At 62.4% G+C, this 14,464-nt stretch carries 13 protein-coding genes; 7 read left to right on the top strand and 6 right to left on the bottom strand.

The window, feature by feature from the left end:
* Positions 1 to 48 precede the first annotated feature (48 nt).
* From I6E74_RS05365 to I6E74_RS05345, 5 genes are read left to right on the top strand one after another with little or no spacing between them, the layout of a single operon-like run.
* Positions 49 to 1,275, top strand: a complete 1,227-nt coding sequence (locus I6E74_RS05365; RefSeq protein ID WP_307784390.1) for a hypothetical protein — start codon at positions 49 to 51, stop codon at positions 1,273 to 1,275.
* Positions 1,272 to 1,970, top strand: coding sequence for a DUF4129 domain-containing protein (locus I6E74_RS05360; protein WP_197123747.1), 699 nt, complete (start codon positions 1,272 to 1,274; stop codon positions 1,968 to 1,970). Before I6E74_RS05365 ends, I6E74_RS05360 begins: the two co-directional genes overlap by 4 nt.
* Positions 1,967 to 3,166, top strand: a complete 1,200-nt coding sequence (locus I6E74_RS05355; RefSeq protein ID WP_197123745.1) for a DUF4350 domain-containing protein — start codon at positions 1,967 to 1,969, stop codon at positions 3,164 to 3,166. Before I6E74_RS05360 ends, I6E74_RS05355 begins: the two co-directional genes overlap by 4 nt.
* 43 nt (positions 3,167 to 3,209) lie before the next feature.
* On the top strand, positions 3,210 to 4,166 hold the full coding sequence (locus tag I6E74_RS05350; RefSeq protein ID WP_197123743.1) for a MoxR family ATPase: 957 nt from the start codon (positions 3,210 to 3,212) through the stop codon (positions 4,164 to 4,166).
* Between the two features lie 2 nt (positions 4,167 to 4,168).
* On the top strand, positions 4,169 to 5,461 hold the full coding sequence (locus tag I6E74_RS05345) for a DUF58 domain-containing protein (RefSeq protein WP_197123741.1): 1,293 nt from the start codon (positions 4,169 to 4,171) through the stop codon (positions 5,459 to 5,461).
* Positions 5,462 to 5,542: 81 nt separating this feature from the next.
* Here the strand turns inward: I6E74_RS05345 and I6E74_RS05340 are convergent, their stop codons facing one another.
* Positions 5,543 to 6,538 carry a stage II sporulation protein M gene (locus tag I6E74_RS05340; RefSeq protein ID WP_197125178.1) on the bottom strand — a complete coding sequence of 332 codons (996 nt, stop codon included), beginning with the start codon at positions 6,536 to 6,538 and terminating at the stop codon, positions 5,543 to 5,545.
* Positions 6,539 to 6,554: 16 nt separating this feature from the next.
* Between I6E74_RS05340 and I6E74_RS05335 the strand changes: the two genes are divergently transcribed.
* A complete protein-coding gene (locus I6E74_RS05335) occupies positions 6,555 to 7,415 on the top strand; it encodes an RDD family protein (RefSeq protein WP_197123740.1) in 861 nt (286 codons plus the stop codon).
* Here the strand turns inward: I6E74_RS05335 and I6E74_RS05330 are convergent.
* Together I6E74_RS05330 and I6E74_RS05325 are read right to left on the bottom strand one after the other, a co-directional pair.
* Positions 7,412 to 8,836, bottom strand: coding sequence for a phosphomannomutase/phosphoglucomutase (locus tag I6E74_RS05330; RefSeq protein WP_197123737.1), 1,425 nt, complete (start codon positions 8,834 to 8,836; stop codon positions 7,412 to 7,414). The genes I6E74_RS05335 and I6E74_RS05330 overlap by 4 nt on opposite strands.
* A complete protein-coding gene (locus tag I6E74_RS05325) occupies positions 8,823 to 9,038 on the bottom strand; it encodes a DUF3499 family protein (protein WP_197123735.1) in 216 nt (71 codons plus the stop codon). Before I6E74_RS05325 ends, I6E74_RS05330 begins: the two co-directional genes overlap by 14 nt.
* Positions 9,039 to 9,101: 63 nt before the next feature.
* Here I6E74_RS05325 and I6E74_RS05320 point away from each other — a divergent pair, with 63 nt between their 5' ends.
* The gene (locus I6E74_RS05320; RefSeq protein ID WP_197123733.1) at positions 9,102 to 9,545 is read left to right on the top strand and encodes a metallopeptidase family protein; all 444 of its coding nucleotides are present in this window, start codon (positions 9,102 to 9,104) and stop codon (positions 9,543 to 9,545) included.
* Between the two features lie 3 nt (positions 9,546 to 9,548).
* On the opposite strand, the gene I6E74_RS05315 is transcribed toward I6E74_RS05320, so the two are convergent.
* The 3 genes from I6E74_RS05315 to I6E74_RS05305 all read right to left on the bottom strand — a co-directional run bounded on the left by I6E74_RS05315 (position 9,549) and on the right by I6E74_RS05305 (position 14,370).
* Complete coding sequence (locus I6E74_RS05315; RefSeq protein ID WP_197123732.1) at positions 9,549 to 11,132, bottom strand: DUF5719 family protein; 1,584 nt, start codon at positions 11,130 to 11,132, stop codon at positions 9,549 to 9,551.
* Positions 11,129 to 13,939: a glycosyltransferase family 2 protein gene (locus I6E74_RS05310; RefSeq protein ID WP_197123730.1), complete on the bottom strand. Its 2,811-nt coding sequence runs from the start codon at positions 13,937 to 13,939 to the stop codon at positions 11,129 to 11,131. The genes I6E74_RS05315 and I6E74_RS05310 overlap by 4 nt, the downstream gene beginning before the upstream one ends.
* 104 nt (positions 13,940 to 14,043) lie before the next feature.
* Positions 14,044 to 14,370: a WhiB family transcriptional regulator gene (locus I6E74_RS05305; protein WP_197107160.1), complete on the bottom strand. Its 327-nt coding sequence runs from the start codon at positions 14,368 to 14,370 to the stop codon at positions 14,044 to 14,046.
* Positions 14,371 to 14,464: the final 94 nt, after the last annotated feature.

Genomic DNA, 14,464 nt, shown 5'->3' with positions numbered 1-14,464 from the left:
AACATGAGTGAGATTGAATAGATGCAGTTCAACATTCGAGGGTGAGACGTGAGCGATAACAGTCCGTGGCAATCGCCAGATAGCAGTAACCCTGTCGACGGTTCCCAGCCGCTTGCACCCCCTGCTCCGTCCGCGGCGTACGCGCCCGGAGCGACAGGCGAAGCCCCTTACGGCGCGCCGGGAGCGCCCCAGTACGGCACCCCAGCACCCTCGTGGACCCCACCACCCAAGCCCGGGCTCATCCCCTTAGCCCCCATGGGACTCGGCGCCATCCTTTCTGCATCGCTGATGGTGCTGCGCCGCAATCCCCGCCCCACGTTTGGATTCGCCCTGCTGATCATGAGCGTCGTCATGGTCGCTTCGCTCGTACTCGTGGGCATCGTGACCTTTGCCGGCGTCGAACGCACGCTCAGCGCGAGCGATGCGGATGCCGCTGCCATCGAAGCTGGCGCCACGGCGGGAACAATTTTGTCGGCACTATTCGCCGTCGTGCTCTCCTTGATCGGTGGCGCACTCCTTCAAGGAATTGTCTCGCTCGAGGTGGCACGCGGTGCTGTCGGCGAACGACTACGCCTGCGCGGGCTGTGGGCGGCAGCGAAAGGCCGCATCTGGGCTCTCGTTGGCTGGTCGGCTCTCGTTGCTGCCGCCGCCATTATCGGAATCGCTCTCATCGGTGGCATTGCTGTGCTGTTGTTCACGTGGGGTGACACGGCTGGAATCGTCATTGGAGTGCTCGTGATGCTGTTCGGCATCGCCGCAAGCGTCTTCCTCGCTGCCTGGCTCGGTACCTTTTTCGCTTTCGTGCCGAGTGCGCTCATGATCGAGCGTTTGCCGCTCGGCCAAGCGATTCGTCGCTCATGGTCGCTCGTCAAGGGAAGCTTCTGGCGCACCTTCGGTATTTTGCTGCTCATCATGGTCATCGTGAACACTGTGTCGAGCGTGGTTACCGCCCCGCTGAGCTTCATCGGCGGTCTCGGCGTTGGCCTCCTCAATCCAACCGGCGACGAAGATGCCGCCATTGTCGCTTTCATCGCGCTCTACATCGTGACGATCGTCGTTTCAATTGTGATCAGCGCCGTCACGATCGTCATCCAATCGGCAGCCCCCGCCTTGTTGTACATCGACATGCGGATGCGAAAAGAAGGTTTCGATCTGGAACTCACTCGCTTCGTCGAGGCTCGTAACGCTGGCGACTTCTCGGTCCCCGATCCGTACCTCACCCTCGACAGCTCGCCTCGACGCACACCTGAAGCTTCTCCTTACACGGCTTCATGACGCTAACGACGCTCACGGTCACCGTGCCCGCCCTGCTGTCATCCAGCTGGGCGCGCGCGGTTTCTGGCGAGGTTCCGGTCGATCCCGACTCGGAGCAGGCCACGAATTGGCTCATCGAAGAGTTGTCAAAAGCTCCCTATCAAGCAGCGCGGCCCACTCTCTTCGATCAGGTATCGAAGGCATTTAGCGACTGGCTCGCGAGCCTCACCATTGGCGAAGGAACGGGCATCCCGACCATCGTGTTGATCGTGCTGCTGGCACTTGTCGCGATCGCCATTATTGCTGCGATCGTGGTCTACGGACTCCCCCGCCTCAACCGCAAGAGCCGCCACGAAGAGGGCATCTTCGGCGAGGCCGACTACCGCACAGCAGCCCAATTGCGGGTATCAGCAGAGCAGGCTGCTGCGCGCGAAGACTTTGCTGAAGCGATCGCCGACATGTTCCGTTCGATCGCCCGCGGGCTCTCCGAACGCACTCTCGTGAGCATGACGCCTGGCACCACCGGTCACGGCTTCGCCAGCCGGGCTAGCCGCGCGCTGCCCGAGCTCGCCCGCGAGCTTGGCCACAGTGCCGACGTTTTCGACCTCGTGCGCTACATGCGTAAACCAGCAACACGAGAACAGTACGAGGAACTGCGCACGCTGGAAGCACGCGTGCGCGCGGCCAAACCTGATCTTGCCGAGGCGACCCTGTGAGCGACACACAAGCAACCGCAACAGAAACGACGGTGCTCACCCCCCGCATCGGCACCACAGCCAAGCGCGCTCTCTACTGGGTTGCCGGCTCGATTCTCGTGGTTCTCGTCGCGATCGCGAGTCTCAATCTCGCCGGAACAGCAGTCGAAGGCCCACCGCTCGACCCCACCAGCGCCTATGAAGCAGGAACGCAGGCGCTCGCCGAAGTATTGCGCGATCAGGGCGTCGACGTCGTGGTTACGACGACGCTCGATGACACTCGCGCAGCGCTCGGCTCTTCCGACGACAGCACCCTGTTCTTCACCAACTTTGAGGCATACCTCAGCGAAGATCAGGTAGCCGAGGCAACCGAACTCGCGGTAACCGTCGTCTTCGCCGATCCCACCCTCACCGAGCTTCTGCGGGTGGCACCAGAAGTCGCCCACGCCGGCCAAAATGCGGATGCTGTTTCGGCATCCTGTTCAGCGCCTCTCGTCGCACAGGCCCCCGATATCACCGCCGGCCCGAGCAATTACCGCGTGATCGAGCCGAGCGCCGAGATCACGGCCTGCTACGGAAACGACGACGATGGCTACGGGCTGATCGTGCTCGACCGTGGCGATACTGAACTTCGGATTCTTGGCGCCACTGATGCACTCAGCAATGGCGCCATCACGGCAGCCGACAACGCAGCCTTCGCTCTGCGGCTCCTCGGCGAGCACGAAACGCTCGTCTGGTACACGCCAAGCTTCCTCGACCTCGCCAACTCCGGTGACGCCAAGACGCCCGCTGAACTCGCCCCCGGGTGGGTCTTGCCCGGTGTCTGGCTCACGATGCTGACACTCCTAGCTGGCGCACTCTGGCGTGGGCGCAGATTCGGCCCGCTCGTGATTGAAAAACTGCCAGTAACTGTGCGCTCAAGCGAGACGATGCAGGGGCGGGCGCGGCTCTATGAGCGCTCCACGGCGAGACTCCACACCCTCGATTCGCTGCGCATCGGAACAATTCGCCGTCTCGCCGTACTGTGCGGCATGCCGACTACGGCATCCGTCAACGATGTCATCAACCGAGTATCACCTCTTGTTGGTCAGCCGATTGAGCCGTTGAGACAGTTGCTCATCGATCGCGAGCCCGCCTCCGACTACGAACTCATCGCCCTTTCCGATGAATTGCTTGCTCTCGAAGATCGAGTTCACGCTGTCATCCGCCCCGCCTAACAACCTCAGCCCCACCGAGCCAGAGATAGAGAAGAATCGAGATATGACTGACGAGCAACTGCGGCACGCATTCACTCAACTCCGCACCGAAGTAGGCAAGGCGGTCGTTGGTCAGGATGCGGCTGTTACCGGCCTCACCATTGCACTGCTCACGGGCGGCCACGTGCTGCTCGAGGGTGTTCCCGGCGTTGCCAAGACCCTCCTCGTGCGCACCCTCAGTCGTGCCCTGCAGCTTGACACCAAGCGCGTGCAGTTCACGCCTGACCTCATGCCAGGCGACGTCACCGGTTCGCTCGTCTACGACGCCAAGGCCGGCGAGTTCGAGTTTCGCGAAGGCCCCGTCTTCACGAACATTCTGCTCGCGGATGAGATCAACCGCACACCTCCGAAGACTCAGTCATCGTTGCTTGAAGCGATGGAAGAACGCCAAGTTTCGGTCGATGGCCAGTCACTCAAGCTGCCGGTTCCCTTCATGGTCGCGGCCACGATGAACCCCATCGAATACGAAGGCACCTACACGTTGCCCGAAGCGCAGCTCGACCGCTTCCTGCTGAAACTCGTGCTCGATCTGCCCGAACGTGACACTGAAATCGAAGTGCTCACGCGCCACGCTGCTGGCTTCAACCCGCGCGACCTCGCCGCCGCCGGTGTGACCCCCGTGCTCGATGCGACCATGCTCGCCGCCGCGCAGGATGCCGTAGCAAAAGTCGGTGCAAGCCCCGACGTGATTGCCTACGCCGTCGACCTCGCTCGCGCCACTCGTCAGAGCCCCTCCGTGAAGCTCGGGGTCAGCCCTCGTGGTGCGATCGCGCTCATCTCGGCAGCCAAGGCCTGGGCGTGGCTCACCGGTGCTGACGCGATCACGCCCGACCACATTCAGAGCATGGTGTTGCCGGTTCTGCGCCACCGCATTCAGCTGCGCCCGGAAGCCGAGCTTGAAGGCGTTTCATCTGACGTGATTTTGCGATCGATCGTGCAGCAAGTGCAGGTTCCGATCTAACGATGGCGCTTTCTGGATGGTTCGTCGCCCTACTGGCGCTCGGCATTGTGCCGATCGTCGTGACCGGCGAGCCCTTTGTGCTCACGCTGTGGCTGCTCTTCGTCATCGTCGTCGGAGCCATCGACCTGCTGCTGGCGGTGTCGGTGCGCTCGCTGCGTTTCGAACGCATCGCGCCCGACCGGGTGCGCCTCGGCGAAACCACGAGCTCAACCCTGCGCATCACAAATCCAACCCGCCGCCGACTGCGCGCGGTAGTGCGCGATGGCTGGCAGCCATCCGCTGGCGCACATACCAACCGGGTTCCGCTGACCGTGCCGTCGCGCGAACGTCGGGAACTCAACACCGTGCTCACACCAGTACGGCGAGGAACCCGCGAAGCCGCGCACGTTACGGTGCGGTCGTACGGCCCGCTGCGACTGATTGCGCGTCAAACCACGGTGAGCGTGCCGAGCTCTTTCACCGTGTTGCCCCCGTTTAACTCTCGCAAGCACTTGCCATCTCGGCTCGCTCGCCTGCGGGAGCTTGACGGCGCAACGAGCGTCATGATTCGTGGTCAAGGCACCGAATTTGACAGCCTGCGCGACTACGTGCGCGGCGATGACGTGCGCTCCATTGACTGGCGTGCCACCGCACGTCGCTCTGAACTCGTGGTGCGCACGTGGCGTCCAGAACGTGATCGCCGCGTTGTCATCGTCGTCGACAGCGGTCGCACCTCAGCCGCACGAATCGAAGACGAGCCCCGCATCGACACCGCGTTCGAATCAGCGTTGCTGCTCGCCGCCCTCGCTTCAAGTGCCGGCGATCACGTCGACTTCATAATCTATGACCGCCGCGTTCGCGCACGGGTGCAGGGCGCCAGCGGCCCCGACCTGCTCTCGAAAATGGTCAACAGCATGGCGCCGGTGCAACCGGAACTCATCGAGATGGACTGGGAGTCCGTTCCCGGTCTCGTTCGCCAGGCCACCACCCAACGCGCGCTCGTCGTTCTCGCCACCACAGCCGAATCGCCAGGCGGAAGCCTCGGTCTGCTCGCCATGCTCCCCCAGCTCACCGCGAAACACACTGTTGTGGTGGCTTCCGTCACCGATCCCTCCATTGCGGATGCCACGCTCGACCGCTCCACGCGCGACTCCGTCTATCTCGCCGGGGCTGCCGAACGCGCTCTCCTCGATCAGTCGCGAGTTGCCGCCGCGATCAACCAGCTCGGAGCATCCGTCGTCTCGAGACGCCCCAGCGAACTGCCGCTGGCTCTTGCCGACCACTACATCGCGCTCAAGGCCGCCGGAAAGCTGTAGCAGCCCGCCAAGCGAAAGCTATCGCTCGAGTCCATGAGCGCGCCTAGCGCAGTGCCGCTACTGCGTTCTGCGGGCCAACGCCTAGTTGGCGACGATGTGGGTAGCCCCAGCGTCGAACTCGCTGAGGTCTCCCGTGTTGCCGGCGCGAGCGCTGCGCCCACCCAGGATCCACTGGTACGCCAAGAATCCGGCGAGCGCGACAGTACCGATGCCGATCTTGATCGGCCACGGCCAGTCTTGGCGAGTGACGTAGCCCTCGATCACTCCGGACACGAGCAGGGCAAGGATGAGCCCGACGACGATGGTGAAGAGCGAGCGGCCAGCGTGTGCGAGCGACTGAGCCCGCGTACGGGCCCCGGGGGCGACCCACGACCAGAAGATCATCATTCCGGTCGCTCCGGCCACGAAGATGGCGTAGAGCTCAAGCTGGCCGTGCGGGGCGATGTAGAGAAAGAACACGTCGAGGCGGTCGAACTCGTTCATGATCGCCGCGGTGAACCCCAGCTGTTGGGCCGTATTGAACAGCAGGTAGGGCACGTAGAGGCCGATGATTCCGAACGCGACAGATTGTGCGGCAATCCACGCGTTGTTGGTCCAGACGAACCCGGTGAATGATCCGCCGGAGTATTCGGAGTAGTACCCCACGAAGTCATCTTGCGCGAGAGCTTCGCGCTCTGCCGGCGTTCCGAAGTTAGCGAGAACCTGCGGGTTCGAAATAGCCCACCACGCGAAGAGAAAACCAACAAAGAAGGTTGCGGCGGCGAGGATGAGCGACATCCAGCGCACCCGATAGAGCGCCGCCGGCAGCTGAACAACAAAGAACTGCGGGAGTTGGCTGAGTAGGTTTGCCGAGGCCCCGGTGAAGCGCAAACGCGCCCGACTGAGGGTGAGCGAGAGACGATCCGCCTGCGCCGACTGACCCGCACTCGTCTTCATCGCCGACAATTGCGTGGCACCCGATTGATAAAGATCAATCAATTCGTCGACATCGGTGCCGGAAAGTCGTCGTTGCTTGCCCAAATCGGCAAGGCGATCCCATTCTTCGCGGTGCGCGGCTGAGTAAGAGTCGAGATCCATCTGCTTAAATGATGTCATGGCGAGCCCACAAACGACGAACACATTTGCGTATGGTGACGAACCCGATGAGCTCATCACGGGTGAAGCCGTTGCGTTGGAGCTGCATTCGACCAGTTTTGTCTTGCGAGCGGCCGGCACCATGATCGATTTTCTTGTCTACGCGGCCGCTCTCATCGGACTCCTGATCGGCGCATTCGCCTTCGCGACCGCTGCCGGTCTCGACCAGGCAATCGCCACGGCTCTTACCGTCAGCGCGACCGTGATCTGCCTCGTGGTCATCCCTACCGCCGTCGAAACGCTCAGCCGCGGCAAGTCCCTCGGCAAGCTTGCGATCGGAGCCCGCATCGTTCGCAACGATGGCGGCGCGATTGGCTTTCGCCATGCCTTCATCCGCGCCCTGATCGGTGTGCTCGAAATCTTCATGACCGCGGGTGGTTTAGCAGCAATCGTGGCGTTGCTCAACACTCGCGCACAGCGCCTCGGCGATCTCGTTGCGGGCACCTACGCCCAATACGAACGTGTGTCGAAGTTCTCGAACCCTGTGGTGCAGCTACCTGGCCAGTTGGCCGACTGGGCTCGCACCGCCGATGTCGCCAAGATGCCAGATGCTCTGGCCCGGCGCATCTCCCACTTTCTGGTTGCCGCCCCCGGCTATACGCCGATGACGCGCCACCAGCACGCTCTGAACCTTGCGCACGAGGCCTCCGCCTACGTTTCTCCGCTGCCCGCCGTGGAGCCAGAAGTGCTGCTCGGTGCCGTCAGTGCTCTGCGGCGAGAGCGCGAGACAGTCGCGCTTGCTAGCGAGAAGGCACGGCTTGCTGCCCTCTCCCCCGCGCTGACCGGTGTTCCCCGCGGCTTTCCAAGCGACCGCGGCTAAGCGCGAATCAACGCAAGCGCGCGATCGCGAACGGTCTCAAGCGTTGCCTGATCGCCGGCTTCGGCGTTGAGCCGCAGCAATGGCTCAGTGTTCGACGGACGCACGTTGAACCACCAGAAGGGTTCGCCCGGTGCCGTCGTGCCAGTGACGGTGAGGCCATCAAGCTCATCGAACTCGGCATCGCCCTCAAAGGCCGCGCGAATGCGAGCGGTAGCTGCCGGAACATCGTCCACCACCGAATTGATTTCACCGCTCGCCGCATAGGGCGAATAGCGATCGGAGAGCACCGAGAGGGGCTCCGGCTGCGAACCGAACTCGGCAAGCAAATGCATCGCGGCGAGCATCCCGTTATCGGCGCCCCAAAAATCGCGGAAGTAATAGTGCGCCGAGTGTTCGCCGCCAAAGATCGCGCCGGTTGCCGCCATCTGATCCTTGATGAGCGAATGGCCAACATGGGTGCGCACCGGGATCGCCCCCGCGGCTTCGATCGTCTCGGCCACAATTCGTGACGTGATCAGATTGTGGATGACACGGATGTCGCCCTCGGGCTGTAAAGCGCGCACCCGCTGAATCTCTCGCAGGGCCACAACCGCGGCAACAGCACTGGGACTCATGGGATTTCCGCGCTCGTCGACCACGAAGCAACGGTCGGCGTCGCCATCGAAGGCGAGCCCGACATCCGCACCGTGTTCGAGCACTGCTTTTTGCAGGTCAACGATGTTGGCGGGTTCTAGCGGGTTCGCTTCGTGATTGGGGAAGGTGCCGTCGAGTTCGAAATACATGGGGATGATCTCGATGGGAAGTGCCGGCAAACCGGCCGCCGTCGAGAGCACAGCCGGAACCGTCATGCCGCCCATGCCGTTGCCGGCATCTACAACGACACGAATGGGGCGGATGCCGCTGAGATCTACAAGTTTGCGCAAGTAGCTGGCGTAGTCGCCAAGCACATCGAGCTCTCGCTGGGCGCCAACCGCGGAAACCGCTTCGATTCCCGTAGCCAGATACTGCTGGGCGCGGTCACGAATCGACTTCAAGCCGGTTGCGAAACTGATTCCCTGGGCTCCCGCGCGACTGAACTTGATGCCGTTGTACGTCGCCGGATTGTGGCTAGCGGTAAACATGGCGGCCGGGGCATTGAGCGAACCGGACGCAAAATAGGTTTCGTCCGTCGAGCAGAGTCCGATGAGAACGACGTTGGCGCCACGAGCGCGAGCGCCCGCCGAGAACGCTGCAGCGAAACCCGGAGACGAGTCGCGCATGTCGTGGCCGACGATGATTTCGTGGCCCGCGGCATCCACTTCATCAGCGAATGCGGCGCCAAGAGCTTCGACAACATCGTCGGTGAGCTGAGAACCAACAAGGCCACGAACGTCGTACGCCTTGATAAATGGTGCGAGATCGATGGGGTTAGCTTTGCTCATGCCCCAAAACTACATGGCGAACGACCTGCCACCCCTGAGGCACGGATAGTCGATCAGCATGGCGGGCGCACAAATCGTAGGTGTGTGGTTCTGCGCTGTAGCTCAGCGGCCCCAAAACTGCCATCGAGTCGGCATAGACATAGGTGAGGGTGGCGACTGCTTCGGAGTTGCAGGCGACCTTGCTGCACGGGCGCTGATTCATTGTGAGCCCTAGCCTACGACTGTGCGCCCACAGTTGGGCAACTGGCGGTCGTACAATAAGGACGTGGCTAGATCATCGAAGCGAGCGTCTACGCGCTCTGTGCGGGGCAACTGGCGCGACCGTCACGGTCGCGGCATCCGTTCCGCCGTCACTGGTCCTCACCTTCCGCTGCTGAGTAGTCGCAACGGAAACTTCGAGCTCACGGTCGCGTCTGCCGCCCAGTATTTGAAAGAAATGTGGCCGGAGGAACTCGCCAGTGCTCGGTTCGAGCTCGGGCTTATGCCCGGCAGCAGCCCCGAGGGCAGCAAGATCGTGCGCTGGACCGCTCTGCCTGACGAGAAGCGCATCGTTCTCTACCGCTTGCCCATCGAGCGCATGGCGAGGCTGCACCGCGATGACGAACTCCATAAGCGGATGCTTATCGAGAGTTGTGTTTTTCAGGCCGTTGCCGAGTACATCGGCAAAGAGCCGTGGGAGCTTGCCCCGGAGCGGTTCCGCAATTTCTAACGGCTATGGAAAGACGGTCAGCGGCGACGAACCCGGCGTCTGCGGGTCAATCGAGTACGCCGCAATGAAGCCGTTCTCCGCCTGCGTGACACTCGCATAGACCGGGCCACTCTGGGTGAGCGTAAACGTTCGTCCGCTCGATACCGGCACGCTGACGCTCGTGCCCGGCTCGATCGTGTACTCCTCGCTGAAGCCCGCGTCGGCGGTGAGAGCCACCTCAACTGCGGTCTCGCCAGCATTGGTCACGTTGACGGTGGCATCCAGCCCGGGAGCCACCGTGAATTGTGTGTCACCGCTGAGCGCCGGGCTCGAGGTGAACCAGGCAAAGTCTGTCGCCGAAACTTTGTCGCTCGCGCTGATTACGGCGGAGGTCGTGCGGGCAGCGGCAACGATGGGCTCGTCCGATTCGATCTGAACCGTGTAGGTGCCGGTGGCGAGTTCTTCAATCGGGATGTCGGTGACAACACCAGCGCTCAGGTCGAGGGTGAACTCAATGGGGTCACGCTCGGGATTCGTCGGTGTCAGTGTTGTGGTGATGCTCGCCGGTGTCTCACCGGGCACGAGCACCCGGATAGCCGCAATCACGTCATCCGTTTCGGTTGCGGTACCGCGCAAAGCCTGAATGGCCTTAAGGCTGGTCACAACCATGGCAGGAATCACTACCGAGCGAGAAGACGGTTGGCTTGCGCCCACGATCTCGACACCGCCAGCGTCGAGCCCGCGCACGATCGACTGCTGCAGTTCTGCCGTGATCTGGCCACCAGTGCTCGTCACGTGTACGACGGGAGAAGAAATGCCCGGGGCAAACCCGGCAAGCGACAAGACGCGCTGTCCGTTGGGCGGAACCACGATTCCGGTGGTTCCGGCCGCCGACACGATCCCACGCTCGTCGAAGATGTCGAGGGTGACTGTCGAGGCAACTTCGGTGGGATTGATCAGCGAAATCAACGTCGTGCGCCCGGTGGTTGTCGAACCGCCCACAAGCCAGCTATCGCCGCCGACCGCACGGCAGCCAGCAGCCGCGAAGCCCACATAGTCACCGATCTTCACGTATTGCGATTGCGCGCCACTCAGCCGCACGAGAGAGTCGGGAGATTGCGAGTCGGGAGCAGCACTCAACACCAACGGTTCAGCAACAGCTTCACCGGCTTCGGCATCCGAGGCGGTAATGCCCGACTGTTCAACGCTGCCCGTGCTCGACGAGAAACGAGTGAGGGCCTGCCCCAAGGTGAAGACAGTGGATGCCTCGGCACCCGAATCGTCAGAGAGCCGCAAGAGCGGCCCGGGGCACGTCAGCTGCTGCGCTGTGGGCACCGGAACAACGAGCTCGCTTGGCGGTGTCGCGGTGTACGACGGAAGATCAACAAAGCTCGACCCGAGCACCGCGGCGGCGGCGACTGCGATACCGAGTACTCCGACGACAACTCGCGCGCCGACGGCGGCAGCAGCTTTGGCTGACACCGGGCGTTTTGTGCTTGATTCCGGCTCCGGGGCGCCGGTGAGTTCGTGGTCATCATCGAACTCTTCGCCGGTGGGCTGATCGGGCAGCGCAGCGGCTTCGTCTGGGGTGAGTTCGTTGTCGATCATTGGTTCGCCTCAATCACGGTGACGGCGCTCTCGGCTTTGGCGGCTTTGAGACGACGGCGACGAGTCGTCGGAATCGCGAGCAGCAGAGTAAGACCGAAGACGACGACCTGGCCGGTGAGCACAATCTGCCCCCAATTGGTCTCGGTGTTACTCGCACCGACCGGAATCTCGGCTTCGCGAAGTTCGGGGTAATGCCAGAGGTAGCCCTGAGCGGTATCACCAATGGGGTTCAGGATGCTGTTGCCATCGAGGGCTTCGATGATGCGTTGACGCGTCTCGGCGGTGTCGGAATCGGTCGCCGGGGTAAGCACGATGAAGGCGATCTGCAGGTCGTTGAGCTCATCCGCGATTGCGTAGCCGCTGCGGGAGGCGATATTGCCGGCGAGCGTCGCGTTGATGAGTTCTGCGTCGGAGAGTTCTGTGCTCGTGGCAGCAAGCGTTGACTGCTCGTCAAGTCCGGAGCCACGACCACGGTGCAAGTCGACAGCAATGGTGGAATCGGAGGTCACGGTGATCTGCAGAGTGCCGAGTCCATCGCGCTGAGTGGACTCTGCCGCCACAAAGGCCGGCAGCAAACGTCCGTTGCTTGTCGTAACGGGCACAGCGCCGGAGGCCAGCGACCACAGCGGTGCCGCTGCGATACCGAGGATACCGATGAGGGCGACAACGGCGGGAAGCGCAGCATGACGACCGAGACTGTCAATCGCGACGATCACGGCGCCGCTGAGCCCGAGCCAGTAGAGGCTGAGACCGGCACCAGCCCAAACGGTTACTTCGGATTCACCCGAGGCGCTCACGGTCAAGTGAGTAGCCGCGACGGCGGTGGCGAAGCCTAAGAGGGCGAGCGCGAGGGAGGGAACAGCACGGCGGGTGCCGGGCACGAAGAGACTCATGAGGGCGAGCGCTGCGAACGGCGCGAGCAACAGCGCCACGAGCAGCGGACCATAGCGATCATTAAGGCCGAGGGTCGAGAGAAGTTCGCTCCACCCGTTGGTTCCCGGAACGACGCTACCGATCGCCAATTGCCAACCGCTTGATGCCTCGCGGGCTACCGGTAGGCCAGGGTCGGCAAAGATCGCCAGCAGAGCACCGCGACCCCACTGCTGAATGACGAGCGGCGCAAACAGTGCGGCCGCGGGAATCACAATCCAGATCAGGCGATGAGTCGACTTGGGACGCAACACGATCCATGCCACAAGTCCAATCAACAGAGCCGGAATCAAACTCGGCGCTGAGGCGGTGATCACGGCAAAGAGCAGCGCAGCCAGTGCAGCCATCGCCCAATTGTGGGCAGCACGCAAGGCCGTGAGGATCAACCAAGGCAGCAAGATATGGGCAAGAACCGCGCCCAGTTGTCCTTCCCCCAGCGCAATGAGGAAGCTCGGAGCAACCGTCCACGCAACGGCCGCGAGCGTTGGTGCCCACGTGCGTTCGGAGATGGCAGCCGCGCACAACCACGCCGCCAGTGCGGCAAGTGGCAACGCCAACAAATACAGCATCACGATGCTGAACGAAGGATTCCAGAAGGTCAGCGAGCCCAGTAGCGCCAGAACGGCCGCGAATGGATCCGCCGCAACTACCTCCTGCGCGAGATCGTTCCAGCCGTAGCCGACATGAGCCCACAGCTCAGAAACGGTCGTCGAGAGAGGCAGGAGTCCACCGCCGGTGAGCGCAACAGCATCAACAAACCGGGAAAAACTGACCATGCCGAGGATGCCAGCCAAGAGCACTACCCAAGCGCCGCCGTTGCCAAAGAACTTGGGACGCTCGACCTCGAAGGCCGCATCGGGCGCAGCCCCCTGACGTTCATGCGCTCGCACTTCACGAAGCTCCGCCCACGACATCCGCAATGGGTCGACGGCGGCGAACCCCACCTGTTTATTGCGGCGGAGATTGCGGCGTGCCGCCACGACTCCCCCATCGAAGATCGCAGCAAAAGCGGCAGCGAATTCGCCCCCAATTGCCGTTGGACGTTTCGCGACGAGATGGCCGAGCGACCGCAGGATCGCGAGAGGCAACAGCGTGAGCCAGTGAAGCGGCACTGCGAGAGCGGGCGCATAGACGAGTCGGCGGTGCAGTTGGGCAAAGCGCTGCACCCGGTTGTGAGCCGCCGCCGAGATCGAGCGCTTGCCAAAGAGTTCCGGTCCGCCAGAGCTTGCGACCCGAGCATCCGCGACCGCAACGACGCGGTGGCCAGCCAAACGGGCACGAATACAGAAGTCGAGTGCCGCATCCACCGAGGTAAGTTTCGGGTCAAAGCCGCCGAGCGCCGTCCACACTTGGCGACGCACGAGCATGCCAGCGCCGGCCACGCCCATGGCGTCGGTCTGCACATCGTGCTGAGCTTGGTCGAGTTCGTCGTTGACGAGTCCGACCGATCGCCCGAGAGGTGTCAGTGTTTCACCAAAGTTGGAGATTACGGACGGATCGTCCCACCGCACCAATTTAGGACCGGCAACAGCCACTGACGGTGCAATTTCGACGGCGCCGAGCAGTGCACGCAAAGCATTCGGATCCGGAGCGCTGTCGTGCGCGAGCAGCCACAACCATTCGTTCTCGGTGGCCTGCGGCGCTGCGGTGTAAAGCGCAGCACCGATCGCGCCACCAAAAGTCTTGTGCGCGTGAGCGTCCGCGATTTGCGCCGGGGCCGAGTCTGCCATGAGAGCCAGTGACTCATCGCTCGACTCAGCATCAACCACGATGACCGAATCGGGTCGTCGAGATTGGGCCGCGATCGCGGCAAGTGTTCGTGGCAAGTACTTCGCACCGTTTCGGGCGACTAGTACTGCGGTGACTCTCGGCTGCATTTGTTTGAGACTATGCGCCGCTCGCGCAGTTTTACACTCGACGCGCTGCAGAGCCGCGAGTCTGAGAGCCGCCCCAATTCGGGGTTACGGCTCCACTTGGCTGACTAGCTCGCGCGCTTACGAAGCTTGCGACGCTCGCGCTCAGAGAGACCGCCCCAGATTCCGAAACGCTCATCGTTTTCGAGAGCGTATTCGAGGCATTGGCTGCGAACTTCACACGAGGAACAAATCTTCTTTGCGTCGCGAGTTGACCCGCCCTTTTCAGGGAAGAACGCTTCGGGGTCTGTTTGTGCGCAGAGTGAGTCGGTCTGCCAAGAGAGCGCATTGCCGTCTTCATCGGCGAGAGGTTGACGAACTCCGGGAACCCCTAGTCGTACAGGGTCGACAAACCAGTCGTCGGGAACTCCCGCGCGGTATCCGCTGTTGCCCATCTGGTCTTTCTCCCCTCCGCTTTTAATGCGTTGCATCAAATCGCGTTACATAATTACACCGGTGTAGTTCCCGAGAGTCAAGTCGCAGATCATA

The organism is Salinibacterium sp. SWN139 (genome assembly GCF_015864625.1).
GTDB lineage: Bacteria > Actinomycetota > Actinomycetes > Actinomycetales > Microbacteriaceae > Rhodoglobus.
Note: the sequence above shows the minus strand (reverse complement) of the source record. Positions and strands in the feature narration are given on the sequence as shown.